This window comes from Halorubrum ejinorense (assembly GCF_055389685.1).
Genome location: NZ_AP043777.1, coordinates 2,083,138 through 2,108,163, shown reverse-complemented (window position 1 = coordinate 2,108,163; position 25,026 = coordinate 2,083,138). Strand labels below are relative to the sequence as shown.

Here is a 25,026-nt window from a genome sequence, read left to right as displayed (position 1 = left end):
CGGTCCGGTGGGTTCGGTCGGTCGTGCCCGCCGCGCACGCGGAAACCGAATGAGAATACATACGTACCGGCGGGCCGACGGCCCACCTAATGGAAGATCAGCGGTTCCTCGAGTCGGAGTGGGATTACTGTCTGGTGCTCGACGCGTGCCGGTACGACGTGTTCGCCGACGTGTACGACGAGTACCTCGACGGGACGCTCGAAAAGCGGAAGAGCGTCGGCTCCTCGACGCCGGAGTGGGCCTACCGCACGTTCACCGGCGACCACGACATCGCGTACTTCTCCGGGAACCCCTTCATCAACGACCTCGGGATCCCGCTGAACGAGCTGAAGTGGGGCGCGAGCTGCGACTACGAGTGGACGGCCTCCGAGCACATCAGCGACATCCACGACGTCTGGAAGAGCGACTGGGACGACGACCTCGGGACCGTCCCGCCGGAGGGGCTCGCGGACGCGTTCCACCGCAATCAGGACGCCGTCGAGCGCGCCGACCGCACCGTCCTCCACTACATGCAACCGCACGCGCCCTACCTCTCTCGCGGGAAGGGCCAGAAGCTCAAGCAGATCCAGAAGGGGATCAGAGAGCAGGGAGAGGAGGACGGCGGAAGCGACGACGACGGCGGGCTGCTCTCCTCGCTCAGCGACACGGTTCGGCCGAAGATCGAGAGCCGACTGGACGACAGCGAGTTCGCCCAGAAGGCGGGACTCTGGCTCGAACTCGACCCGAAGGACCTCGTGAAGGACGGCACCCGCGTCACGGCCCTGAGCATGTACGAGGAGAACCTCCGAATTGCCTTAGAGAGCGTGTCGGAGCTCGTCGAGGAGCTCGACGGCGACGTGGTCGTCACCGCCGACCACGGCGAGGCGTTCGGCGAGGAGGGCGTCTGGGAACACCACATCGAGACGTACATCCCCGCGCTGATGGAGGTCCCGTGGCTGGAAGTCGAGTAAGCGCGCGGCCCGGACACGCTCGCACCCGCCTCCGCCGATGAAGGTCAGCCACTACTTCGAGTTCGAGGAGCACGTCACCGGCGGCATCGCCGCCTCCGTCGACCACCAGCGGAAGATGCTCGACCGGGTGGGGGTCGAGTACACGACGGAGCCGACCCTCGACGCCGACGTCCTCCACCTCAACGTGATGGGCCCGCGATCGGTCTGGCACGCGCGCCGCGCCCGGCAGGCCGGCGTGCCCGTCGTGGCGCACACCCACGTCACCGCCGAGGACTTCGGTGACAGCTTCCGCTTTACCAACGCCCTCGCGAAACCGCTGAAGCCGTACCTCCGGCGCGCGTACGGGCTCGCCGACCTGCTCGTCTGTCCCTCCGAGTACAATCAGGACCTCATCCGCGGGTACGCGGACGTGCCGACGACGGTCGTCTCGAACGGCGTCGACCGCGAGAAGCTGGCGGGGTTCGAGTCGCTCGAAGCCGAGTACCGCGAGCGCTACGACCTCTCCCCGCCGACGGTGTTCCTCGTCGGCCACGTCATCAAGCGCAAGGGGTTGGAGACGTTCGTCGAGACCGCCCACCGGATGCCCGACGTCGACTTCGTCTGGTTCGGCCACATGGACCGCTCGCTGAAGGGTCGAGAGACGAGGCGACTCGTCGACGAAGCGCCGAAGAACTGTACGTTCACCGGGTTCGTCGACGACGTCCGGGGCGCGTACGCCGCGGGCGACGTGTTCTGTTTCCCGACCCACGAAGAGAACGAGGGCATCGCGTTGCTGGAGGCGATGGCGGCCGGGAAACCGGTCGTCGTCCGCGACATCGAGACGTTCTCGTGGCTCGAAGACGGCGAGGACTGCCTGAAAGTGGGCGGCGGGGACGACGGGCCGGGCGACGACGTGGACAACGACGCCAGTGGCGTCGACGACGGGCCGGGCGACGACGTGGACGGGTTCGTCGCGGCCATCGACGAACTGCGCGACGCCGACCGGCGAGCGGAACTCGGCGCGAACGCCGCCGCGCGCAGCGAGGCGTTCTCGCTCGATTCGATCGCGGAGCGGTACCGGTCGCTGTACGCGGAGTTGGCGTAGGAGACGCGGAACGGTCGTCTAACGGCGCCGATCGGAAATTTGCGAAAACCGCAGTTGGTATGTCGGGCTACCGTCTCCGTAGAGGCAAATGACTCGAGTCAGCGTAATCGGTTGTGGGAACATGGGCGGGGCCCTGCTCAAGGGGCTCGCCCGCGCGGAGGGGTATCACCTCACGGCGATCGACCTCGACCCCGAGGCGCTCGCCGCGGTCGAGGACGCGGCCGACGAGACGACCGACGACGTGGCGGTCGCGCGCGACGCGGACATCGTCGTCCTCGCGGTGAAGCCCGACGTGGCACCGGCCGTGCTCGACGACCTCGACCTCCGGGCCGACCAGCAGATCGTGACGCTGGCCGCTGGGCTCCCCCGCGAGTTCGTCGCCGACCGGACCGACGCGTCCGTCGTCCGGATCATGCCCAACCTCGCGGCCGAGACGGGTGACATGGCCGCGGCCGCGACGAACGTCGGCCTCACCGACGAGGTCCGGGCGATGCTCGACGACGTCGGCGAGTTCGTCGAGGTCGACGAGTCGCTGATGCACGTCTCGACGGCGGTCAACGGCAGCGGCCCCGCCTTCGCCTTCTACCTGATCGACGCGATGAAACAGGGCGGGATCGACGGCGGGCTCGACCCGGAGCAGGCGGAGACGCTCGCCGCCCAGACGTTCAAGGGCGCCGCGGAGACCGTGCTGCGAGACGACCGGAGCGTCGACGAGCTGATCGACGCGGTCTGCTCGCCGAACGGGACGACGATAGAGGGGATGGACGTGCTGTGGGACAGCGACGCGGACGCGGCGGTCGAGGCCGCCGTCGCGGCGGCCGAGCGCCGGTCCCGCGAACTCGCCGAGGCGTTCGACGATGGCTGAAGACGTGAGCGTCGAACGCGTCGGGTCGGCGGACCCCGAGGGGGTCGCGACCGCTCGGGAGCGGGCGGCGGCCGCCGACCGGGTGATCGTCAAGGCCGGGACGAACTCGCTGACCGACGCGGACTCGCGGCTCGACCGCGTGAAGCTGGACAAACTCGTCGCCGACGTGATGGACCTCCGCGAGCGGGGAACGGAGGTCGTGTTGGTCTCGTCGGGGGCGGTCGGCGCCGGGACGGGGCGGCTCGACGTGGGGCCGGAGTCGCGCGACGGCGTCGACTCCATCGCGGAGAGTCAGGCCCTCTCGACGGTCGGTCAGGGGCTCCTGATGCGCCACTACACGCAGAGCTTCGAGCGGTTCGACCAGGACGTGGCACAGATCCTCGTGACCGGGACCGACCTCGACGCCCCCGAGCGGTTCGACAACTTCACCAACACCGTCGAGACGCTGCTGTCGTGGGGCGTCGTCCCGGTCGTCAACGAGAACGACGCCGTGGCGACCGACGAGCTGCGGATCGGCGACAACGACATGCTGTCGGCGTCGGTCGCCATCGGGCTCGACGCCGACCTCCTCGTGACGCTCACCGACGTCGACGGCGTCTACACCGGGAATCCGAAGCGCGACGCCGACGCGGAGCTGATCGAAGCGGTCGACGACGGCTACGACCGCTTACGGGAGATCGTCGGGGACGGCACCGAGACCGACTTCGGCGGGATTCGAACGAAAGTCGAGGGCGCCCACGACGTGAGCCGCCACGGCATCCCTGCGATCATCGCCGGGTCGGCGGAGCGCGACGTGTTAGCGCGGATCGCAGCGGGTAAGCCGACGGGCACGCTATTCGTGCCCCAGACGGGTGACGACGATGAGTGAGACCGACACCGACCTCGAACGAGGCACCGACGAACTGGCGCGGCGGGCGGAGCGCGCCGCCCTGCGGCTCGCGAACGTCGACGAAGCGACCCGGAACGAGATGCTCCGGTCGATCGCCGACGCGATCCGCGAGCGGGAGGAAGCGATCCTGGCGGCGAACGCCACCGACGTCGAGGCGGCCGAGGCGATGCTCGCCGACGGCGAGTACACGCAGGCCCTAGTCGACCGCCTGAAGCTCGACGAGACGAAGGTCGAGTCGATCGCGTCGATGGTCGAGTCGGTCGCCGAACAGGACGACCCCCTCGGCGAGACGCTCGCGGCGCGCGAACTCGACGAGGACCTGGAGCTGTACCGCGTGTCGGTACCGATCGGCGTCGTCGCGACCGTCTTCGAGTCGCGGCCGGACGCCCTGGTCCAGATCGCCGCGCTCGCCCTGAAGTCCGGCAACGCGGTCGTCCTCAAGGGCGGCAGCGAGGCCAGCGAGTCGAACCGAGCCCTGTACGAGGCCATCGTCGATGCGACCGCCGACCTGCCCGACGGCTGGGCCGCGCACATCGAGGCCCACGAGGAGGTCGACCGGCTGCTCGAACTCGACGACCGAGTCGATCTGGTCATGCCGCGCGGCTCCTCGGAGTTCGTCTCCTACATCCAGGAGAACACGCAGATTCCGGTCCTCGGTCACACCGAGGGGATCTGTCACGTGTACGTCGACGCGGACGCCGACCTGGAGACGGCGGCGGACGTGGCCTTCGACGCGAAGGTCCAGTATCCGGCGGTGTGTAACGCGGTCGAGACGCTGCTCGTGAACGAGTCGGTCGCCGCCGAGTTCCTCCCAGAGATCGTCGACCGCTACGAGGCGGCCGGGGTCGAACTGCGCGGCGACGAGCGCACCCGCGAGGTCGTCGACGTCGACCCCGCGACCGCCGACGACTGGGACACGGAGTACGGGGACCTCGAACTGTCGATCACGGTCGTCGACGACGTGTACGACGCGGTCGAGCACGTCAACGAGCACGGCTCGAAACACACCGAGTCGATCCTCACCGAGGACTCCGACACGGCCGAGACGTTCATGACCGGCGTCGACGCCGCGAGCGTCTTCCACAACGCCTCGACCCGGTTCGCCGACGGCTACCGGTACGGGCTGGGCGCGGAGGTCGGCATCTCGACGGGCAAGATCCACGCCCGCGGTCCGGTCGGTCTGGCGGGACTCACGACCTACAAGTACTACCTCGAGGGCGACGGCCACCTCGTCGCGAGCTACAGCGGCGAGGACGCGGCCCCGTTCACGCACCGCGAACTCGACGGCGCGGAGTGGACGCCCGGGCGGCTGTCGGACCGGTAACTCGTTCTCTCTCCAGCCGTCTCGACGTCGCTCGCGCCGGTGCGAGCGCTCCGCGACGACGCGGGAAGTGTCGGAGTCCGGGAGCAGCACCGATGCTACTAGGGCGTCTCGGGCGTATTGTCAGGTGTGACCACGCCTGACGATTACCGAGCGGGCTTCCGCACGCAGCGCGAGGAGGTCGACGACGCCCGATTACCGGTCGACGGCTCGTTCCCGGACTGGCTCACCGGTGACCTCGTCGGCAACGGTCCGGGGCGGTTCGAGGCCGGCGACACGTCGCTGCGCCACTGGTTCGACCCGCTGGCGATGATACGCCGGTTCCGGATCGACGACGGCGACGTGACGTACGCGAACCGGTTCGTTCGTAGTCGCGACTACGAGTTCGCGGAGGACGGCGGCGGCGTCCGCACGCCGTTCCCCGGGACGCCGCCGGACCGGCCCGTCTGGACGCGACTCCGACAGGTCCTCGACGGGACGTTCCCCGACAACCCCGTCATCGGCGTCCAGCGCCTGGGCGACGAGGTCGCCGCCGTCACCGAGTCCCCGACCGCGCTGACGATCGACCTCGACACGCTCGAGACGACCGGCCGCACGGACCTCACGGCGGGGCTCGACAGCGACCTCACGCTCGCGCACGTCCACTACGACCGCGAGGAGGACGCGTTCTACAACCTCGGCGTCTCCTACGGTCGCGAGACCGTCTACACGCTGTTCCGTCGGCCCGGTGACGGCGGCGAACCGACTCCCCTGACGCGGCTCCGGTTCGAGGCGGCACCGTACATCCACTCGTTCGCGCTGACCGAGCGGTACGCCGTAGTCACGGTGAACGCGTTCGGACTCGACACGGCTCGCCTCCTGCGCGGCGCAGTGACCAAGGAGACGTTCCTCGACGCGTTCGAAGCCTTAGACGCCCCGCTTCGCTTCCTCGTCCTCGACCGCGAGACGGGCGCCCGCGAGGCGACGGTGACGGCACCTCCGGCGTTCGTCTACCACCACGCGAACGCCTACGAGCGCGACGGCGAGGTCGTCGTCGACCTCGTCGCGTTCGAGGACGAGCGCGCCGTCTCCGGGCTCGAACTGTCGAACCTACGGAGCGGCGATCCGGACCTACCGAGGGGCGACCTCTACCGCTACACGCTCCCCCTCGACGGCGGCGACGCCGAGCGCGAGCGGCTCCACCGCGGACCGGTCGAGTTCCCAGTCATCAACTACCGAGCCGTGAACGGCGAGCCGCACCGGTACGTCTACCTCGCGGAGACGGACGGGGGGTCGAGCCTGCCGACGGACGTCACGAAGGTCGACGTCGAGCGCGGCACGGTCCGCCGCTGGCGCGAGACGGGCGCGCACCCGGGCGAACCGCTGTTCGTGCCGGCCCCCGACTCGGCCGGCGAGGACGACGGCGTGTTGCTCTCGGTGGTGCTCAAGCCTGACGCGAACCGTTCGGACCTCGTGTGTCTCGACGCCGAGACCCTCAGCGAACGCGGACGGGCACGGCTCCCGCACCGACTTCCGTACGGGTTCCACGGCCAGTTCTACGGCCCGTCTTTCCCCGGTCGGAGCATGAACTGAGCGGTGTTTTCGCCGCCGGCCGCGGGCAGCAGTTATCCGCGCCGAACCCCTAGCCGCGTCCGTGCCCACGACGTGTGCCCTCTGTCGACGCGTCGTCCGCGACGAGCGGATCCCGGACCCGCAGGTCGTTCAAGAACACCACCTGCGGCCGGAGGAGCGCGCCACGAGCCCGACGGTACTGCTCTGTCGGCCGTGTCACGATCAGGTCCACGCCGTCTTCACGAACGCGGAGCTCAGGGCCGATTACGACACGATCGACGCGCTCCGTTCCGCCGACCGCCTCGACGGCTACCTCGAGTGGATCCGGGGGACCGACAAGCTACGGATCAGTGTCGACACGAGCACCGACGTGCGCGACCGCCCTTGAGCTGATCGCCGTCAGCGACCGGACAGCGGACTCAGCGACGGCCGCAACCGACGGAGCGACGCGTCGGCGAGCGCTCGGCTCCGAGCGAGCGTTCGGCTCGGCGCGCTGGTCGCCGTCCGACCTCGCCCTCGAATAGGGGCGGAACCCGTCCGAGAACCACGTCCTCGGCTCCGGCACGAGACCAGACAGTATCCCGACCAGCAGCCCGAAATACCCCGCCAGCCCGCCGAGCGTCAACGGGTGGGCCGTCCCGGGGCCGCGACGGTCTAAGAGGAGCGTCCCGACGACGAGCGCGAGCGGCGAGGCGACGCGAACCGCCGGCCGCCGCCACAGCCGTCCCAGGCGCTCCGGCCACCGGGCGAAGGCGATTTCGACGCCGATCGCGCTCGCGACGCCGACGGCGAACGGAGCGGGACGCAACAGCGTACGCGGCGTGCGCCCGCTCCGTCGCCCGCTCAGCCAGACGGCCGCCGCTGCGAGCCCGGCCGAGACCGAGTCGGTGAGGCGCGTCGACATACGTGGTGACAGATCACGTGGACCCGCTCGGCTCTCAAGAAGTTCACGGTCGTCGCGCTCGCGGTCGCCCCACCGCCACGGGGTCACCGCGTTTTTTTATTATTCACGCGTCTGTATCGAATATGGCGACACCCGGTGAGTTCGGTGAGTTCGGTGGTCGACACGTTCCGGAACCGCTCGAAGAGCCGCTGGACGAGTTAGCGGCGGCCTATGAGGCCGCGGTCTCGGATCCGGAGTTCATGGCCGAGTTCCGCGACCTGTTGGAACACTTCGCGGGACGCCCGACGCCGGTGTTCCACGCGGAAACGCTGAGCGAGCGGTACGGCGCCGACATTTACCTGAAACACGAGGACCTGCTCCACGGCGGCGCCCACAAGCTCAACAACACGCTCGGGCAGGGACTGTTGGCCAAACGGGCGGGCAAAGAGCGGCTCATCGCCGAGACGGGCGCCGGGCAACACGGCACGGCGACGGCGATGGTCGGCGCGCTGCTGGACATGGAGACGACCGTCTACATGGGCCGGCACGACATGCGGCGACAGGAGATGAACGTGTTCCGGATGCGGCTGATGGGCGCCGACGTCGAGCCGGTCGACCGCGGGAACGAGGGGCTCGCCGAGGCCGTCGACGCCGCGCTGGAGGACTTCGCCGAGAACGTCGACTCGACGCATTACCTCGTCGGGAGCGTCGTCGGTCCCGACCCGTTCCCCCGGATGGTGCGCGAGTTCCAGTCCGTCATCGGCGAGGAGGCGCGCGAACAGATTCAGGAGCTCCACGGCGACCTCCCCGACGCCTGCGTCGCCTGCGTCGGCGGCGGTTCGAACTCGATCGGCCTCTGGCACGCGTTCAAAGACGACGACGTGGCCTTCTACGGGGCCGAGCCGGGCGGCAAAGACGAGTCGAACCACTCCGCCCCGCTGTCCCGCACGGCGCAGGACGAGCCGCAGATCTTCCAGGGGATGAAGACGAAGACCATCGGCGAGGACACCCGCAACCACTCGATATCGGCGGGGCTCGACTACCCGGCGATCGGCCCGGAGCACGCCGCGCTCCAGGAGATGGGGCGCGCCGAGTACCACGCCGTCTCCGACGAGGAGGCGCTGGCCGCCTTCCGCGAACTGAGCGAGGCCGAGGGCATCATCCCGGCGCTGGAACCGGCGCACGCGCTCGCGCTCGCCGCCAAGCTCGCCGAGGCCGACCGGCACGACACGATATTGGTCAACCTCTGTGGCCGCGGGGACAAGGACATGCAGACGGCGGCCGAGCACTTCGACCTCGGGGACTGAGACCGCCCCGGAGCTAGCGGCCCGTCACCCCCAGCCGCCTCACAGCCGTTTCTCGTAGTGGACGAGTTCGTACGCCCCGGCCGTGGAGCGGCCGACCTCCTCGTACCCGTTGTCGGGATAAAACGAGGTGGCCGCCGACTGCCGCGTCGACGTCGTCGCCAGCAGCGACTCGAACTCGGCGGCCGCCGCGCGGCGCTCCAACTCTCCGATGAGGGCCCGACCGATTCCTCGTCGCTGGCACGGCGGCGCGACTCGCATCCGGTGGAGCTCCGCCGCCCCGGGGCGGTCGCGCTCGTCCGCGTGGCCCTCGCCGTTGGGCAGGAAGCCGCCCATCGCGACGACGACGCCGTCGTGCGTGGTCAGCGCCTCACCCGCCGTCTCGCCGGCCCAGTCCGCCGGCGCGGCCGCTCCCGCGTCCTCTTCCGGCGACGAGTCGGCGACGCCGACGACGAACGCCCCGCCGGAATCGAGGTACGACGATCTGACGGACCGGAGGTCGTCCGTCCCGGGGACGTCGTCTGGGTCGACGCCGGTCTCGCGCATCGCCCACCGGTGGAGTTCCCAGATCGCGTCGTCGTCCGGCGGCTTGTACGACCGGAACCCTAGGCCAGTCGGTTCCATCTCATAGACCGTCGCGTCGGTTCACACATACCGATACCGATCGATCCAGCGGCCGGTCGTCTCGACGGAGCGAACCGGCCCCGGGCGGGCCGGGGTCGGATCTCTCGGTCCCGCGACTACGGGTCCGCCTCGCGGCGGTCGAGCGACCGCCGGTTCAGTTCGTCCACCAGCGGTCGCCCCGCTTCGAGCATCCGCTCCGCGGTCTCGACGGCCTCGCGGAGCTCCGACGCGGAGAGGTGTTCGTACGCCGGCCGGCCCGCCACGTGGTCGTACCAGACGTCGTCGAACAGGTCGTCGAGAACGATCCTCGCGAAGCAGTGGTCCTCGCTGACCGGCCAGTCGCCGCGGGCCCGGGCCGCCCGCGGTAGTTCCGTCTCGACGAGCGCTCGGTACCGCCGACGTAACTCGGACAGGTCGTCCCCGCCGAGGGTCCGCTGTCCCATGCCGACTACTTGATTCCCGGACCTTTGAACCTGTCTCGGAGCGGGTCGTCGGACAGCGGACGGAGACGCGTCACGACCGGTGGCTCCGGCGAGACCGGCGTCTCGGTCACACGAGCAACCCCGAGGCGAACTCCGCTGGGCGGCGGTTTTTTCTGGTATCCGAGGCGCCGATCAGCGATTTCGAGTGCCGGACAGCGCCTGTTCGGCCGCTTCAGCGGCGATCGACGGCTCGCGAGCGAGAAGCCGGCGTCTTCGTCACCGGCCATAAGCCCACTAACTGGCCGTCTTAACCGCGTTCGGCGGGTATGTGTGGCCATGAGCGATTCGGACACGACACAGCGGATGCGCGTGCGCGGAACGAGTGACGGCGAGTCGAGGTTCGTCGCGGAGGCTCGCGGCCACAGCCTGGTGATGGACGACCCGGAGGCGATGGGCGGCGACGACACGGGCGCGATGCCCGTCGAGTACCTGCTCGCCGCGTGGACCGGCTGCCTCAACGCCACCGTCCGAGCGGTCGCGCCCGACTTCGACCTCGAAGTGGAGGGCGTCGACGTCGAGGTCGCCGGCGAGTTCGACCCGCGGAAACACCTCGGGCAGGCAGACGACCCCCGTGCTGGCTACCAGGGCGTGGAGGCGTCGGTCGACGTAGCGTTCGCGGACACCGTCCCGGACGAGACGCTCGCCGAGTTCAGGGCCGCCGTCGAGGAGCGGTGTCCGGTGAGCGACAACCTCGCGGCCGAGACGCCGACCGACGTCACGCTCGATAGAGCGTAACCCGTAGCCAGCGCGGGGAGCGCTCACGTCCCCCGCGACCGCTCGTGTCGGTTATCGATCCGGCCGACGGGAATCGAGACGGACCGTCCGCCCGGCGAGACACCTGTCAGTCCCACGAGTGAGGCGGCGTATCAGGATCCGAGCGCGGACGACGGAGACCGCGGTGGTTCGGTCGGAGACACCGGGAATCGCTGAACGGCCGGGTCGGCGGCGTCTCGCCGGACGGCTCACGACCCGATCCGCACGCCCCAGTTCCGGACGGCGCGCTTGAGCGAGTCGGACGCGCCGGGCGGGACCCCGCTGACGAGGAGGAACCCGACGAATATCACGGCGAATCCGGCGAGCGAGAGGGGAGCTATCGTCTCGCCGAGCAGCGCCCAGCCGGCGACCGCAGAGACGACGGGGACGAAGTAAAACAGGAGGTTGGCCTGACTCGCGCCCGCCTCGTCGATCAGCGCGAAGTAGGCGAGGTACGCGACCGCGCCCGAACAGACGCCCACGTACAGCAGCGCCGCGAGCGCCACCGGCGGCAGCGTGAGGCCGGTGACCGATTCGCCGGCGGACAGGCTGAGCGCGTGCGAGAGGACGGCCGCTATCGGGACGCCCCAGACGGTCCGGGCGGTGCTTGACATCGTCGCCTTCGCGCGCCGGATCACCACGGCGCCGAGCGCGCTGGTCACCGCGGCACCGAACAGCAGCGGGACGCCCAGTCCGCCCGCGGCCAGCGCGGACGGGTCGGGATTCGCGACCAGCCCGACGCCGACGAGACCGAGGACCGTCCCGGCCGCACCTCGGGCCGAGAGCCGGCCCTCGGACAGCAGGAGTGCGGCGAACACCGGCGTCAGGATCGGATTCAGGCTGAACACGACGGCGGCCACGCCGCTGGTGACGTACTGTTGCCCGACGAACAGCAGCGCGTTCGTGAGTCCGATGACGAGCACGCCGGTCGCGAGTATGCCGAGAACGTCGCCGGCCGTCCGCGGCCGCAGGTCCGACCGCGACAGCTTCGTCGCGGCGAAGACGCCGAGCACGACCGCGCCGATGTCGAACCGGACCGCGACGAAAAACAGCGGCGGGAGGTGTGCGAGGCCGGCCTTCGCGGCGACGAACGTCCCGCCGAAGAGGAGCGCAGAGACGGCGAGCAACAGACCGCTGCGTCGCGTGAACACGCTTAGGCCACCGCGACGGGTTTCTCGCTGATCTGTTCGGGGCACTCGGAGGGGGACATCACAGTAGATCGGAGGGTCTCGGGCCGTATAACGGATCTCGGAAAGGATTCCGAAGCGAGAAACTCACCGCGGTCGTGAGAGGCGATCACGGCGTGAAAGGGTTTCTCGTCGGGGAGAACCGACCCGCCGCGACCGCGGCGGCGAGCGAAGTCTGTTTCCCGTCGCGCCCGTTACGCGTGGTATGGACGCGCCGATCGAGGAGATAGAGTTCCTCGCCCGTTCGAAAAACCGGGTCGAAGTGTTGCGGTTGGTGGCGGCGGAGCCGCACACCCGTGCGAGCCTCGCTCGCACCACCGGCGCGTCGCAGGCGACGCTCGGGCGCATTCTGGAGGACTTCGCCGACCGGTCGTGGGTCAGACGCGACCCCGACGGGTACGTCGCGACGGCCACCGGCGAACTCGTCGCCGACGCCGTCGCCGACCTGCTGTCGGTACTCGAGACCGAGAACCTGCTGCGGGACGTGGTCGGCTACCTCCCGGAGTCGGAGTTGGGATTCGACCTGCGCGAACTCGCCGACGCGACCGTCGCGGTTCCGACGCCGACGCACCCGAGCGCCCCGCTTCAACGAGTCATTGACGCGATGGAGCGCGCCGGCACGCTTCGAGCGTTCTCGCACGCGCTCAACGAACAGAGCCTGTCGACCGCGCTGTCACGGGTTCAGTCCGGCGGGCTGGTGTTCAAGACCGTCCTCTCGGAGAGCGCCATCGAAGCGCTCGCGGCCGAGGACGCGCTCTGGAGTCGCCTCCGCGATCTGGCCGCCGAGGACGGCGCCGAGATCCGCGTCCGCCGGGCCGACATCCCGCTCGCCGTCACCGTGGCCGACGGGACCGTCTCGATACTCGTGCGCGACGCGGACGGCGTGTTACGAGCCTCGCTCCACACCGACGCGGAAGCGGTGCGGGCGTGGGCCGACGACCGCTTCGAACGCTACTGGGAGGAAGCAGTGCCCTTCGATCCCGCGACGTTCGAGCGGTGAGCTGACGCTTCGCGTTCGGCGACTGCGCGGACGCACTGGTTCGCCCTTTCCGTTACCTACGCAGTCGGGCTCTCACCGATCCGATCTCAATGCGCGTGTAGCCCCGGAACTGCCTTTCTCCATAATCTCGGAGGATAGATCTGATGGGTGCCTTCTATTTTCTACTTAAATATATGGAGTAATACACCCACTCTAGCTTCGCCTTCTATTTTTCATTGAATCCGCAGAGTGTGTTAGGACTAGGTGAAGACAAGACCGGCACTGTGTCGCTTTCGGGGGCTTCTGAAACACACATTTGGAAGAGAAGTAAGACAGCAGATGTCGTAGGAAGTTGATCTAAGCTGCCGACGGCGAAAGATGATTTTCCGCCTTTTGTGATATCTTGGTCCGGACACAGTTATGCGATCCAACGGAGCAAAACAATCCTTGATCGATACTGTCCAACTCGAACCTACTCAAGCACAAGTCAACTACTCACTGTGCCTATTCATCCTCGGTATCTGTTGCGGCCAAAATCTCAGGATACCGGTTCCGTATCGTCATCTCGCTTACGTCTGCAGCACGGGCGATATCTGCTTGTCGGAGAGACTCATCGCACTGTTTGGCAGCCGCGTACAGTGCTCCCGCGGCGATGCCTACCGGATGTTTCCCGCTGTGTACGCCGTTTTCAACCGCTATTCCGGCGAGACGTCGTGCCTCTCGCTCTGTCGCGTCAGTACACTCCACGTCAGACGCGATCCGTCCGATGAACGAACGGGGGTCTGTCGGGGCAATTTCCAACCCCAGTTCGCGTGAGACGTGTCGGTATGCCCGCTCAACGCGAATCTGTTCGACGCGGCTCACTGTTGAGACCTCGTCGATAGAGCGCGGCACACCGTCCATGCGACTCGCCGCGTACAGCGCCGCAGTGGCGACGCTTTCAACGGCTCGACCCGTAACGAGTCCGTCCGCAAGCGCGCGACGATAGATGACGCCTGCTGTCTCTCGGGTGCTGTCGGGCACGCCAAGCGCGGAAGCCATGCGATTGATCTCACCGAGTGCATGCATGAGATTCCGATCCGCAGATGAGCGTCGTCGGAAGCGCTCATCCCACCGTCGGAGGCGACGCATCTGTTGTCGCCGTTCTCCTGACAGCGCGTTCCCCTTCGCATCGGTGTCTTGCCACCCGATCATCGTTGACAACCCCTTATCGTGTAAGAGGTTCGTGCTCGATGGCCCGACGCGAGAGTCCTGACCGCCGGCGCCGTTCGGCGTGTATAGTTTGATGTTCGTATCAAGCGTCGCGTCTGAAACGACGAGTCCACAGTCGTCACAGACCGCATCCACGTCATCATCGGCTCGACGAAGTCGCCCGTGACACTCCGGACACGTGGTCCGACTGTGCTGTCCGTCCCTATTCTCCTCCGAAACGGAGTCGGTAACAGACTGTCCGTCGCCGGTTTCGCTCGACGAGGCCCTGTCGGTCCCGTCTCTGCGAGAAACTGTGTCCGGTTGCCCTCCGTCAGTGTGCTCGCTCATCACGTGGCATCACTCTCGTGACCGGGATAGCGCAGACGCGACCGACCGCGTGTCTGGCCTGTACTGGTCATCACGCGCCTTGAGCAGGTGTCGAGTCGCTGATTCTGATACCATGCGCGGTCACTCTCGTGGCGACGGCAGACGGAACCGACCACACCGTATCAGTGGGTACCGTCATCCCATCGATCGCGAGACAGACGAGTTTCCCTCGCCCGCGACGCGCCGCAACGACAAACTCGAAGCGACGAGAGCGGGCGTCGACCGCCGTCACGTGGATCGTCGAGGGCCCGTTCGCACTCTCCCACGTCGTTGTGTCGACGATATTGAGGTCGCCTGCCGGCGTAACGACCGATGAGCCGCAGGCTGGACAGGAGCCTTCGTGCGGCGTCGTTCCAAGGTACCCATAGTCGGTGTCACACGCGAAGCAGTGTTCCATAGTTCGCTGTTAGCGACGGGCTCGCACTGTCTCTGCGATGTTCGCCTTATTGGAACACCCCGGGCAAGCGACTACGTCACCGCCGTCTAACCCGAACACGGTCACAAACTGCTGGGAGACGTGTGCTCCGCAGTGGGCGCACTCCGGCATCGAATTACCCCAACGAGCCCTCCATCTCCAGCTCGACGAGCCGGTTCAGCTCGACGGCGTACTCGATCGGCAGTTCCTCCGTGATCGGCTCGATGAACCCGGAGACGATCATCTGTTTCGCGTCGTCGTCGTCGAGGCCGCGCGATTGGAGGTAGAAGATGTCCTCGTCGCCGATCTTCCCGACGGTCGCCTCGTGGGCGACGTCGACCTTCGACTCGTTGATCTCCATGTACGGCATCGTGTCCGAGGTCGACTCGTTGTCGAACATCAGCGCGTCACACTCCACGGCGGTCGAGGAGTTCTCGGCGCCGTCGGCGATGTGGACGAGCCCGCGGTAGTTGGTGCGGCCGCCGTCCTTCGCGATCGACTTCGACTCGACGGTGGACTTGGTGTCCGGCGCGTTGTGGTACACCTTCGCGCCGGTGTCGATGTCCTGGCCCTCGCCGGCGAAGGCGATGGTGATGTGGTTGTCGGAGGCGCCGCGGCCCTTCAGGATCGTCGACGGGTACAGCATCGTCGCCTTCGACCCCATCGACCCCGAGATCCACTCCATGCGCCCGCCCTTCTCAGCGATGGCGCGCTTGGTGTTCAGGTTGTACGTGTTCTTCGACCAGTTCTGCACCGTGGAGTACTGGACGTGGGCGTCCTCGCCGACGAACACCTCGACGCCGCCCGAGTGGAGGTTGAACGCCGAGTACTTCGGCGCGGAGCAGCCCTCGATGTAGTGGACCTCCGAGCCCTCCTCGGCGATGATGAGCGTGTGCTCGAACTGGCCCATTCCCTCGGAGTTCATCCGGAAGTACGCCTGGACCGGCATGTCGACGGTGGTGTTTTCGGGGACGTAGACGAACGAGCCGCCGGACCAGATGGCGCCGTGAAGCGCCGCGAACTTGTTGTCACTCGGGGGGACGCACTTCGTCATGAAGTGCTCGCGGACGAGCTCTTCGTGCTCCTGGACGGCCTCGTCCATGTTACAGAAGATGACGCCCTTCTCCTCCCAGCGCTCCTGCATGTTCTGGTAGACGACCTCGGACTCGTACTGGGCGCCGACGCCGGAGAGCGCGTTCTTCTCGGCCTCGGGGATGCCCAGTTTGTCGAAGGTGTCTTTGATCTCGTCGGGGAGTTCGGTCCAGTCGTCGACGCCGGCGCGGACGTCGACGTCCGGCCGGATGTACGGGATGATCTCGTCGACGTCGACCTCGCTCAGGTCCGGCTGGCCGGGCCAGTCGGTCGGCATCGGCATCTGCTGGAACTGTTCGAGCGCGCGCAGTCGGCGCTCCAACATCCACTCCGGCTCGTCTTTGTCCTCCGAGATGACGCGGACCGTCTCCTCGGTGAGACCCTTCTCGCTTTTGAAGGCGGACTTCTCCTCCTTCTTGAATTCGAAGCGGGCCTCGGTGTTCGTCTCTTTGAGATCGTCTTGTTTTGAACTCATCAAAGTATTCTTCAGAGACTACGAATATAAGTGTGGTGCGCTGGAACACACGTTAGTAACTTATAATGGTTGCTTTAACGAAACTGAATAACTTTGCGTAGTTTAATTTGGTTTCTATAGTTAGTAGAATTTAATATGTGGAGAGAGTTATTCCGTACAGACAGGATCACATCCACTCGTTAGCGAGAACGACTCGACAGCACTCGATCGCCGCTTCGATGTGGCGGTCAGCGACCACGTCGCCCGTTTCGTCAGCCGACTCAAGCAGTGTAGCAACCTGCCGAACCCGTTTCTGTCTGGTTTGCGTGTCAAGATCGTCACTGGTAGCATCGCGGGCGACGGCTTCAGCCTCCCCGAGCCATCGGTTCGTCGCTGGCGGTACTGGGCGATCTGCGGTCGCGGTTAGATGGGTCGCCAGCGCGTCGACCGCGGCCCGCGGCTCGGTTGGGATGTCGATTTCGTCCGTCATCGTTGGCGTATAGGCATCCACTATGAAGAATTGTTGCCCCAAGCTACACTCCAGATGCTTGAGGACGTCTCCAGCCTAGCAAGACCCCTTGTTAGCCGGTAGTAACGTGTCCTCGATATCTGTCCGGTCTCGTTCGATAAACACAACAGACGACGCGAACTCATACGCAGCCGAAAACGACTGTGATCGAGTCGCTCCTCCGGATTGACGTCATGCTCTTCGTCCTCCTCGGCGTGCTGGACGGCGCACACTGTATCGTGATGTGTTGGACCGTTGGTGAGATGTACGCGAAGCAGATGACGCCACAGCCTGACGGCGGGACGGTGACAGCCAACGACGGACGTGCCGGACATCTCACGGCCTCCGAGGTTCGCCGGCGCTTCCTGTTCGTTCTCGCGGGGACGACGGAACCGGTTCGACGACGCGACCCACGAATATGTCCACGCCGCTGCCCACTTCGTTGTCAGCGTTGATTCCACACGACTGACCGGCTGAGCCCTCGCTCCCACGGAGGAGTTATTTTGTATAGCGCTATTCAGTTTATTCGTCGCGTCCGCAACAGCTATCTGTTGCTAAGATAGCAATAGAATACTCCTCGACCTCGCCGGACTCCGGAATAATTACCCTCGGCGCTCACGCAGCGACAGCTATGGTCGACTCCGACTGGGGTGACTGGCTGCCGCGCGCGGTGGCCGACGCCGACCCCGACACCGTGGCGCTGTGGTACCTGGGCTGTAACGGCTTCGCGATCAAGGGGAGCGAGGGGACGGTCCTCTGGATCGATCCCTACGTCGGCACGGGAGACCCGCCGCGAACGGTCCGGATGATCCCGATTCCGTTCGATCCGGAAGACGTCGACATCGCGGACGCGGTGCTGGCGACCCACGAACACACCGATCACGTCCACGGTCCGTCGCAGGCGCCGATTCTGGCGAATACGGACGCCGACCTCGTCGCGCCCGACGACTCGCTCGCGGTCGCGCGCGAGGAGGAGCAATGGACCGACGAGTACGCGGTGAGCGAGGCCGCCTTCACCGAAGTGACCGAGGGCGACGAGCTGCGGATCGGGGAGTTCACCGTCCACGTCGTCGCGACCCACGACCCGGACGCGACGCATCCGGTCGGCTACCTGATCAAACACGACGCCGGCACCGTGTTCCACGCCGGCGACAGCAAGCCCGCGCCCTCGTTTTCCGGGCTCGCCGAGCGGTTCGACATCGACCTCGGAATCTTGGCGTTCGGGTCCGCGGGGACGATTCCGGACAAGGAGACGGGGGAACCGGTCCGTACCAAGTGGTACAGCGACGAGAACGAGATCGCCGAGGCGGCCGCGGACCTCGGGCTCGATCGGCTGGTTCCGACCCACTGGGACATGTGGAAGGGACTGACCGCGGACCCGACCGCGCTTCACGACCACGTCCGGAGCTACGACGCGCCGAATCGACTAGAGATCGTGGAGATCGGCGACCGGATCGACCTCTAATCGGGAGTCGAGCGGCCGTTTTCGCGGCGTTTCGGTTATCAACCACGAAACGCGGCCCGTGGAATTTAAGCCCTTGCTCCGGGACGTGCGGGTATGAGCGAACGGACGGCGGAAGCGGCCACGACCGTCGACGAAGACGGGATTCGCGTCGAGAAGTCCTTCACGGACGACGCGTTCCCCGTACCCGCTGTGAGGTACTCCCTCTCCTCGCACCGCGAGGACCCCGTACGGGTGCGGATCGTCGACCGGATTCCCGAGTCGTTCCCGATGGACCGCGTCGGGTTCCACCCGGAGTACGAAAGCGAGAACTGGACGGCGTACAAAGACCACCGGGTCGAGTTCGAACGGGTGATAGACCCCGACGAGACCGTCGAAACGGTGTTCGGGATCCGCGACGAGGACCCAGACCTCGACGGGTTCCTCGGCACGCCGGTGATCGAGCACGTCCCCGTCGGCGAGGAGATCGAAGACGTCCTCGGCGCCGGTGAGACGGACGCGGTCAGGGAGGTCCTCTCCGGGGACCGCGCGACGCTCCCCGGGATGGCCGAAGATGACGAACTACTGCCCGAAGACCCGGCCGAAGGCGAGGAGCCGGCCGAAGAGCGGACTCCGGAGTCTGCCGACACGGAGGCCGAACCCGAGGGAGTTGACGAAGAGAGCGAACCCGAGGGAGCTGGCGAGGAGAGCGAACCCGCCACACCAAAGCCGCGGACGGTTTCCGACGAGGGCACGGCCGCCGTGACCGCACACGAGGGGGAACCCCTCGGCTCCGAGCCCGAGGCGGAGTCCGAGGACGCAGACGAGGCGGCTGAGGCGGCCGGTACCGACGCTGACGACGTCGAAGAACACGTCGGCGACGAAGCCGCGGAAGGAGACGCGCACGACGACGAGGCGCCGGAGAGCGACGGTGCGCCGGAAAGCGACGAAGCGCCCGACGAAGAGCCGGACGACAGCGCCGCTCCGCGGCTGCCCGGCGAGGGCGGCATCGCCGCCGCGCTCGCGGCCGAGATACGGTCCGGCGCCGCCGACGAGGAGGACATCGACGCCATCGAGGAGGCGTTCGACGCGGCCGTGCCCCGCAGCGTCGACGTGCGTATCGCCCGACTCCAGTCGAGCGTCGCCGACATCGAGGCGTACGCGGACGCCCTCGCGGAGTTCATCGACGAGGAGGGCACCGCCAGAGAGATACTCGACGGGATCGACGAGCGCGTCGACGCGGTGGAGTCCGAGGTGGAGGCGCTCGACGACCGTCTCGAAGACGCCGACGCAGAGCGCGATGCGATCGATTCCGACGTGGCCCGCGTCGAAGACACCGCCGCCGCTGCTTCGGAAACGGCGAACGCCGTCCAAGAGCGCGTGGACACGGTCGAAACGGACGTCGAGGCGGTCGAAGGCGACGTCCGCGACGTTGAGGCCTCCGTCGAGGACGTCGAGGGCGACCTCGAAGCGGTCGAAGTGGAGGTCGCTGCCGTCGACGAGTCGGTCGAGTCCGTCCGGGACGCCGTTTCGGCCGTCGAGAGCGACATCGACGGACTCACCGCCGACGTCGACCGGATCGACGACGAGTCCGACGCCGTCGCGGAGTCGGTCGACGACCTGGGCGACGACGTCGAGACGCTGTACGAGGAGGTCGACAAGGCGGCCGAGCGCGCCGAAAACGCCGAATCGCAGGCCGAAGAAGCGGTCGATCAGGCAGACGTCGCCACGGACCGCGTCGACGACGTGGAGTCCGACTTGGAACGGTTCGACGAGGAGTTCGACGACCTGTGGGACGACCTCGCGGAGGTCGACTCGCGGCTCACCGACATCGAGGACCGGCTCGGCGAGGACCTCGACGACGTGGCCGCCGAGTTGGACGACATCAACGACCACCTCGACGAGCTCGACGAGTTCCGCAAGCGGCTGAACGAAGCGTTCGGCCCCTGAGAGAGGTTCTCGGCGCCGAACCGCCCGCCCGAAGACGAGGGCGTTGGAACGGCCCGAAAACGCAACCCGTTTTACGCGCCCGACCGCACATCGGTCAATGACTGACCCGGTTCCGGTCGCCGTCCCCCGGAAGGGACGCCCGCTCGAGGCCGTCTTAGAGCGGTTCGCGGCCGTCGCGGAAGCCGACCGCCTCGACCGCCTCGCGGACGGCGTGAGCAACACGCTCCGGTACGAGAAGGCCGTCACGAAGGGATCGGTCGACGCCGACGACGGACCGTACGAGCGACTCGCGGAGTACTCGGACCCCGCGACACCGGCGGAACCGGAGTTCACCCTGATGCGCGACGACCGGAACGGGAAACCGCGCAGAATCGTCTTCGACGCGGCGACGGTCGATCTGGGCGACGTGACCGTCAAGCTCGTCGGTCGCGAGGAACCGTTCCGGGCGCTTCGAACCCACGAGTTCGCGCTGGGATTCGACTCGGCCGACCTCGTCTTAGAGGAGGTCGTCGGAATCAGAGGCGCCGGCCTCGGCGACATTGCCGACATCAACGACCGGATCGACCCCGTCGACACCGACGTGCGCGTCGTCACCGGGCTCGGCGACACGGTGTATCACACCCTGATGGGGCGGGAAGACCGGCGAGCACCGAACACGACGTTCGACCGGGAGTACCTCGCCGACTACGAGGGACCGCTGTGTATCTCGCCGCGATACGAACGCCTCGTCACGGCCGTGCTGGGGACCGACGCGCTCGACGGCGTCGAGTTCGTCTATCCCGACCCGGACGAGGAGGAGGAGGCCGCCATCGCTCGGGTGGGCCTCGGCGTCTACCTCACGGTGACGGGGACGACGGCTCGCGAACACGGGCTGGCGGTCGGTGAACACCTCTTCCCCAGTGAGACGGTCTTGATGCGTAACGCGGCCGAGACGGACGAATCGGTCTCCACCGTCCTCCGAGCCCTCGAACGGGAGACCACCGACTCAGAAATTCGCGTCTGACTCGGAGAGCGTATAGCGGAATAAGATATACTCGTCGGCACTGTGGTACGCTCGGTACGGACGAGTTCCGGGAGCCGAGTCGACAGGAAGCGACTTCGTCGGTTCGGACGGATCTCTGCTCCCGTCTATCACCTCCCCGACTCGATGACGGGCGCTCGCGATCGCGACTCAGAGTTGAGCGAGTCGCGCGGACCGATATCGATTCCGACCCCCTAGATGCGACGCGAACAGGTATGTATTATATCTGGATTTCTAGTACCCGTTTGCCTCAACTGAGGCCCCATAAATAGAGATAAATATTCGATGCGGCGGCTTCTGCGGCACCTTACACGAAGATAAGTGACCTTATCCCGAAATCTGGGATACATTGAAGTCGGACCCGCAAGAACCGTTGACCAAGACAGATGGGAGGCGATCGACAGTCGGTGAAAACCTACGTGCCGGCGGAACAGAAGGAAGTGTGGCGCGACCACGCAGACGAGCTCGGCATGTCACTCAGCGAGTTCGTCAGGACGATGGTCCAAGGCGGACGCAGGGGGTTCGCCCCGGGCGAAACGGAGTCGGAAACGGAACCCACATCCGAGGGCTCTACCCCCGGGGGTCGCGACCTCGAAAGACGTGTCCGCGCGGCTCTCGAATCCGGCCCTCGTTCGTGGGACGAACTCGTCCAGGCGGTCGTCGGAGACGTGGAAGACGATTTGGAGCAGACGCTCGACGACCTCCAGGATCGAAACCGCGTTCGGTACAGCGGCCGAGACGGGGGGTACGTGTTGACCGATGAGTAGCGCGAGGGCGGATCCCGATCCCGACGACCCGGTCGGCTACTTCCTCGAAGACCTCACCTACCACGGGAAAACGGATCGGACCAGAGAGGCGTACGAACGCGTCCTCCGGCGGTTCGAGAGGTTCCTAGAGACCACGGAACCGAGCGGTGCGACCCACCGGGACTGTATGTCGTTCGTCCACTCCTTGCGAGGAGAGGTCGCCGACAGCACCGTTGCCACGTACGCGGCGTATCTCCACCGGTTCTACGGGTACATGACGGAGGTGGGCGCGTTCGAGGGGAATCCGATGACGCTCGTGATGGAGGAGATGGACGAGACCGTCGACAAGGACCCGGCCCGCCGCGACGTCTCGATTCCGGCGATGCGGTCGTTCGTCGGCGACATTCGACATCCGCTTCACCGTGCGCTCGTGGTGACGCTTTTGAAGACCGGCATGCGGGTCGGCGAGCTGTGTAATCTCGACTTGCGGGACGTATCGGTCGCCGACTCGGAACTCGAAGCCGCGTACCCGCTCGGCGGGCGCCCGGCGCTGTCCGAGCGACCGGACTCCCTCTTCGTGACCGCCGAGGCGACCGTCGGGGAGGAACTGAACGGCGAGGTCCGCACGGCAGCCAACAAGCGCAAGCGCGGGACGGTGATCCCGGTCGACGACGAACTGCGCCGGACCCTGAAGGCGTGGCTCGCGGTCCGACCGGACGTACCGTCACCGGCAGAGCCGCTGTTCGTCGGTACCGCGGACGGGTGGGGTGAGCGCTTGGAACCGCAGGCGGTCAGACACGTCGTCGAGCGGTACGCGCGCGACGAGGGGTGGTATCGGACGGGTGGCGGCGCCGACGAGAACGTCACCCCACACTACTTTCGCCACTTCTTCACGACACACCTCCGCGACCGAACCGGTGACCGCGGCGTGGTGAAATACCTCCGGGGCGACGTCGCGGACGACGTGATCGACACGTATACACACAACTGGGGGGACCAAGTCCGAGAGACCTACGAGGCGAACGTCTACCGGCTCGGGGTGTGAGGTCGACGAGTAGCGCGAGTGATGAGATAATTTACCATAATTATCGGATAGGAGGTCGTCGGATAGCGAACGCGTAAACTGTATGCCGCTATATAGAGTTGGCGGGCCCTCCGAACGCGACGGCCGGGTCCTCAAAGGGGGTGACGAGGCCCGGCTCTTCGGTTTCGTTTCGGACGGCGACCCGAGTCGGTACTTCGCACGGAGAGCGCCTTCGCGGATACTCGCCGTAAGCCGGGATGGTAGAACCGTCCGGCCGATTGCTCAGGCGGAGTTGTGGTGAAGAGGCCGACCTACTCCATCCCTGTCATTTGGATGCCCTCGACCAGTGACCTGTCGATGTCGTCGTACTCGAGCGTTCGCCCACCGTGATCGTCCGCGAACGTTTCAGCCTCACCGTCGTCGGAGAACGGCAGAAGCTCCGGTCCCATCCCTCCCATCACGTCCGTTTCGACGGCGTAGGTGAGCCCGGTCGCATCGGCGAAGGTCTCCGGTGCGGTCGGCGCCGGCATCTTCTTCCGTTCCGTTCCGTCGGGGATCTTCCAGTCGACGCGAGAGTAGTCCGTGACGTAGATCGCGGTCGCCTCCGCACCGTCGGCCACCATGTCGAAGTGATACGGAAAGAGCCCGTGCGCGAGCGTGTGGAACCAAGCGAGGTGTGCGGTGTCCTCACCGTCTTCGGCGGGTCCCTGTCTGGGTTCCGGGCGTGCGTCGGCGTAGAAGACCTGGCCGTTCGGTCCGCCGTGGTCTCCGATCACCATTCCCCCCTGGTAGTCCGTCTTTTGACCCGACAGATCCACGGGTTCGGGAGCCGAGTCGGGAGAGCCGCCGAGACAACCGGCGAGACCTATCGCGACTCCGGTACCGATCGCGTGAACGGTGTGTCGACGCGATACCGAGCGCTGGCCGAACTCGAGACCCATACGCGACAGTTCGACCACGCACCGAATACCATTCTGGTGCGGCCGTCGAACGCCGTCCGCGTATCGAGGCGAGCGACCCGCGTGTCAGTGGCCCATCCCGCCGAGCGGCTGGTAGTGCGGGAACATCGGATGCGGGAGGTGTACGCCGAGCGCCATCAGTCCGTGCGCGAACAGTACGTACCCCAGTATGACGAACGCGACACCGAGCAGCCGGTGGACGCGACGCCGGTGCGCGACGTCGACCGACTGGATGACCGTTCCGTAGAGGAAGACGGCGGGAATCGTCCCGATGCCGAGGGCGCCGAGAGCGACCCCGCCGGTGATCGGGGAGCCGCTCGCGAAGGCGAACAGGTACGCGGGGTACAGCATCGGGCAGGGAAGAAGCGCGTGAACGGCGCCGAGGCCGACGATGCCCGGGCTGTTCACGTGACGGTGAACCCTCGCCGCGAGCCACGACGTTACGCGCTGGACGCCGGGGATTCGGATATCGCCCCCGCTTCCCCCGATGACGTACCGAGCCCCGGTCAGTACGATAAATCCGCCCACCGCGAGGCCGACGGTACCTCGCAGGAGGTCGGCGATCGGCGTCAGCTGGTCGGCGGTGACGAACACGGCGCTCCCGACCGCGCCGAAAACGGACCCGAGAACGGCGTACGTCGTCGCCCGTCCGACGTTGAACAGGAAGTGTTGTCGAACTTCGTAGGTCGTGAGATGACCGGCACGCCCGTCGGTGACCGACGCGGTTCCGCCGTCTGGCTGCGGCGTCATCTGTTTCGAGTACAGCGTGACGAGCGGGCCGCACATCCCGATACAGTGTGCGCCCCCGAGGACGCCGATGACGACGAACAACACGACGTCGATCCGGAAGATCGATTCGATCATAGGTAGTATCGACCCCTGTTCGGTTTCTGTCGTCTGGTGCGATCTTCGACGGACGAACCCGGTCACGCCTCGCGACGAGTGCCGGGGTGCGGCACTCCGTGA

25 protein-coding genes are annotated in these 25,026 nt (G+C 66.7%); 15 read left to right on the top strand and 10 right to left on the bottom strand.

The window, feature by feature from the left end; genetic code table 11:
- The first annotated feature begins 89 nt into the window (after positions 1 to 89).
- The 7 genes from ACZ5KW_RS11915 (at position 90) to ACZ5KW_RS11885 (ending at position 7,048) form a co-directional block, all read left to right on the top strand.
- Positions 90 to 950 (top strand): hypothetical protein, encoded by an 861-nt coding sequence (locus ACZ5KW_RS11915; RefSeq protein WP_343776660.1) that lies wholly within the window; start codon positions 90 to 92, stop codon positions 948 to 950.
- A gap of 37 nt (positions 951 to 987) precedes the next feature.
- Entirely contained in the window at positions 988 to 2,034 is a 1,047-nt protein-coding gene (locus ACZ5KW_RS11910) for a glycosyltransferase family 4 protein (protein ID WP_343776658.1), read from the top strand.
- Between the two features lie 121 nt (positions 2,035 to 2,155).
- Positions 2,156 to 2,899, top strand: a complete 744-nt coding sequence (gene proC / locus ACZ5KW_RS11905; RefSeq protein WP_464388589.1) for a pyrroline-5-carboxylate reductase — start codon at positions 2,156 to 2,158, stop codon at positions 2,897 to 2,899.
- On the top strand, positions 2,892 to 3,767 hold the full coding sequence (gene proB / locus ACZ5KW_RS11900) for a glutamate 5-kinase (protein ID WP_343776654.1): 876 nt from the start codon (positions 2,892 to 2,894) through the stop codon (positions 3,765 to 3,767). The genes proC and proB overlap by 8 nt, the downstream gene beginning before the upstream one ends.
- Positions 3,760 to 5,112: a glutamate-5-semialdehyde dehydrogenase gene (locus tag ACZ5KW_RS11895; RefSeq protein WP_343776652.1), complete on the top strand. Its 1,353-nt coding sequence runs from the start codon at positions 3,760 to 3,762 to the stop codon at positions 5,110 to 5,112. Before proB ends, ACZ5KW_RS11895 begins: the two co-directional genes overlap by 8 nt.
- A 126-nt stretch (positions 5,113 to 5,238) precedes the next feature.
- Positions 5,239 to 6,681 (top strand): carotenoid oxygenase family protein, encoded by a 1,443-nt coding sequence (locus ACZ5KW_RS11890; RefSeq protein ID WP_343776650.1) that lies wholly within the window; start codon positions 5,239 to 5,241, stop codon positions 6,679 to 6,681.
- A 61-nt stretch (positions 6,682 to 6,742) separates the two neighbouring features.
- Complete coding sequence (locus ACZ5KW_RS11885) at positions 6,743 to 7,048, top strand: hypothetical protein (protein WP_343776648.1); 306 nt, start codon at positions 6,743 to 6,745, stop codon at positions 7,046 to 7,048.
- Here ACZ5KW_RS11885 and ACZ5KW_RS11880 read toward each other — a convergent pair.
- On the bottom strand, positions 7,001 to 7,564 hold the full coding sequence (locus ACZ5KW_RS11880; protein ID WP_343776646.1) for a hypothetical protein: 564 nt from the start codon (positions 7,562 to 7,564) through the stop codon (positions 7,001 to 7,003). The genes ACZ5KW_RS11885 and ACZ5KW_RS11880 overlap by 48 nt on opposite strands.
- A gap of 122 nt (positions 7,565 to 7,686) precedes the next feature.
- Between ACZ5KW_RS11880 and trpB the strand changes: the two genes are divergently transcribed.
- Positions 7,687 to 8,850 (top strand): tryptophan synthase subunit beta, encoded by a 1,164-nt coding sequence (trpB, locus tag ACZ5KW_RS11875; RefSeq protein ID WP_343776644.1) that lies wholly within the window; start codon positions 7,687 to 7,689, stop codon positions 8,848 to 8,850.
- A gap of 39 nt (positions 8,851 to 8,889) precedes the next feature.
- Here trpB and ACZ5KW_RS11870 read toward each other — a convergent pair whose 3' ends face one another.
- Entirely contained in the window at positions 8,890 to 9,471 is a 582-nt protein-coding gene (locus ACZ5KW_RS11870) for a GNAT family N-acetyltransferase (RefSeq protein WP_343776642.1), read from the bottom strand.
- 116 nt (positions 9,472 to 9,587) lie between these two features.
- Positions 9,588 to 9,914, bottom strand: a complete 327-nt coding sequence (locus tag ACZ5KW_RS11865) for a hypothetical protein (RefSeq protein WP_343776640.1) — start codon at positions 9,912 to 9,914, stop codon at positions 9,588 to 9,590.
- 315 nt (positions 9,915 to 10,229) lie between these two features.
- On the opposite strand from ACZ5KW_RS11865, the gene ACZ5KW_RS11860 reads away from it, so the two are divergent.
- Entirely contained in the window at positions 10,230 to 10,688 is a 459-nt protein-coding gene (locus ACZ5KW_RS11860; protein WP_343776638.1) for an OsmC family protein, read from the top strand.
- Between the two features lie 227 nt (positions 10,689 to 10,915).
- On the opposite strand, the gene ACZ5KW_RS11855 is transcribed toward ACZ5KW_RS11860, so the two are convergent.
- Positions 10,916 to 11,857 carry a DMT family transporter gene (locus tag ACZ5KW_RS11855; protein WP_343776636.1) on the bottom strand — a complete coding sequence of 314 codons (942 nt, stop codon included), beginning with the start codon at positions 11,855 to 11,857 and terminating at the stop codon, positions 10,916 to 10,918.
- A 241-nt stretch (positions 11,858 to 12,098) separates the two neighbouring features.
- Here ACZ5KW_RS11855 and ACZ5KW_RS11850 point away from each other — a divergent pair, with 241 nt between their 5' ends.
- Positions 12,099 to 12,893 (top strand): helix-turn-helix transcriptional regulator, encoded by a 795-nt coding sequence (locus tag ACZ5KW_RS11850; protein WP_343776634.1) that lies wholly within the window; start codon positions 12,099 to 12,101, stop codon positions 12,891 to 12,893.
- Positions 12,894 to 13,376: 483 nt separating this feature from the next.
- Here ACZ5KW_RS11850 and ACZ5KW_RS11845 read toward each other — a convergent pair whose 3' ends face one another.
- From ACZ5KW_RS11845 to ACZ5KW_RS11830, 4 genes are all read right to left on the bottom strand, one after another.
- Entirely contained in the window at positions 13,377 to 14,411 is a 1,035-nt protein-coding gene (locus ACZ5KW_RS11845) for a transcription initiation factor IIB (RefSeq protein ID WP_371152896.1), read from the bottom strand.
- 445 nt (positions 14,412 to 14,856) lie between these two features.
- Positions 14,857 to 14,997: a DUF7563 family protein gene (locus tag ACZ5KW_RS11840; RefSeq protein ID WP_425544602.1), complete on the bottom strand. Its 141-nt coding sequence runs from the start codon at positions 14,995 to 14,997 to the stop codon at positions 14,857 to 14,859.
- Positions 14,998 to 15,001: 4 nt separating this feature from the next.
- Positions 15,002 to 16,432 (bottom strand): Fe-S cluster assembly protein SufB, encoded by a 1,431-nt coding sequence (sufB, locus tag ACZ5KW_RS11835; protein WP_343776631.1) that lies wholly within the window; start codon positions 16,430 to 16,432, stop codon positions 15,002 to 15,004.
- 166 nt (positions 16,433 to 16,598) lie between these two features.
- The gene (locus ACZ5KW_RS11830) at positions 16,599 to 16,901 is read right to left on the bottom strand and encodes a hypothetical protein (protein ID WP_343776629.1); all 303 of its coding nucleotides are present in this window, start codon (positions 16,899 to 16,901) and stop codon (positions 16,599 to 16,601) included.
- 649 nt (positions 16,902 to 17,550) lie between these two features.
- On the opposite strand from ACZ5KW_RS11830, the gene ACZ5KW_RS11825 reads away from it, so the two are divergent.
- From ACZ5KW_RS11825 to ACZ5KW_RS11805, 5 genes are all read left to right on the top strand, one after another.
- Positions 17,551 to 18,384 (top strand): MBL fold metallo-hydrolase, encoded by an 834-nt coding sequence (locus ACZ5KW_RS11825; protein WP_343776627.1) that lies wholly within the window; start codon positions 17,551 to 17,553, stop codon positions 18,382 to 18,384.
- A gap of 93 nt (positions 18,385 to 18,477) precedes the next feature.
- Positions 18,478 to 20,310 (top strand): hypothetical protein, encoded by a 1,833-nt coding sequence (locus tag ACZ5KW_RS11820; protein WP_343776625.1) that lies wholly within the window; start codon positions 18,478 to 18,480, stop codon positions 20,308 to 20,310.
- Positions 20,311 to 20,407: 97 nt separating this feature from the next.
- A complete protein-coding gene (locus ACZ5KW_RS11815; protein ID WP_343776623.1) occupies positions 20,408 to 21,313 on the top strand; it encodes a hypothetical protein in 906 nt (301 codons plus the stop codon).
- A 404-nt stretch (positions 21,314 to 21,717) separates the two neighbouring features.
- Positions 21,718 to 22,098: a DUF5805 domain-containing protein gene (locus ACZ5KW_RS11810; protein ID WP_343776621.1), complete on the top strand. Its 381-nt coding sequence runs from the start codon at positions 21,718 to 21,720 to the stop codon at positions 22,096 to 22,098.
- Complete coding sequence (locus ACZ5KW_RS11805) at positions 22,091 to 23,122, top strand: tyrosine-type recombinase/integrase (protein WP_343776619.1); 1,032 nt, start codon at positions 22,091 to 22,093, stop codon at positions 23,120 to 23,122. Before ACZ5KW_RS11810 ends, ACZ5KW_RS11805 begins: the two co-directional genes overlap by 8 nt.
- Before the next feature lie 290 nt (positions 23,123 to 23,412).
- On the opposite strand, the gene ACZ5KW_RS11800 is transcribed toward ACZ5KW_RS11805, so the two are convergent.
- Together ACZ5KW_RS11800 and ACZ5KW_RS11795 are read right to left on the bottom strand one after the other, a co-directional pair.
- Positions 23,413 to 23,919 carry a nitrous oxide reductase accessory protein NosL gene (locus ACZ5KW_RS11800; RefSeq protein WP_371152901.1) on the bottom strand — a complete coding sequence of 169 codons (507 nt, stop codon included), beginning with the start codon at positions 23,917 to 23,919 and terminating at the stop codon, positions 23,413 to 23,415.
- A 207-nt stretch (positions 23,920 to 24,126) separates the two neighbouring features.
- Positions 24,127 to 24,924 (bottom strand): sulfite exporter TauE/SafE family protein, encoded by a 798-nt coding sequence (locus ACZ5KW_RS11795; RefSeq protein WP_343776615.1) that lies wholly within the window; start codon positions 24,922 to 24,924, stop codon positions 24,127 to 24,129.
- Between the last annotated feature and the right edge of the window lie 102 nt (positions 24,925 to 25,026).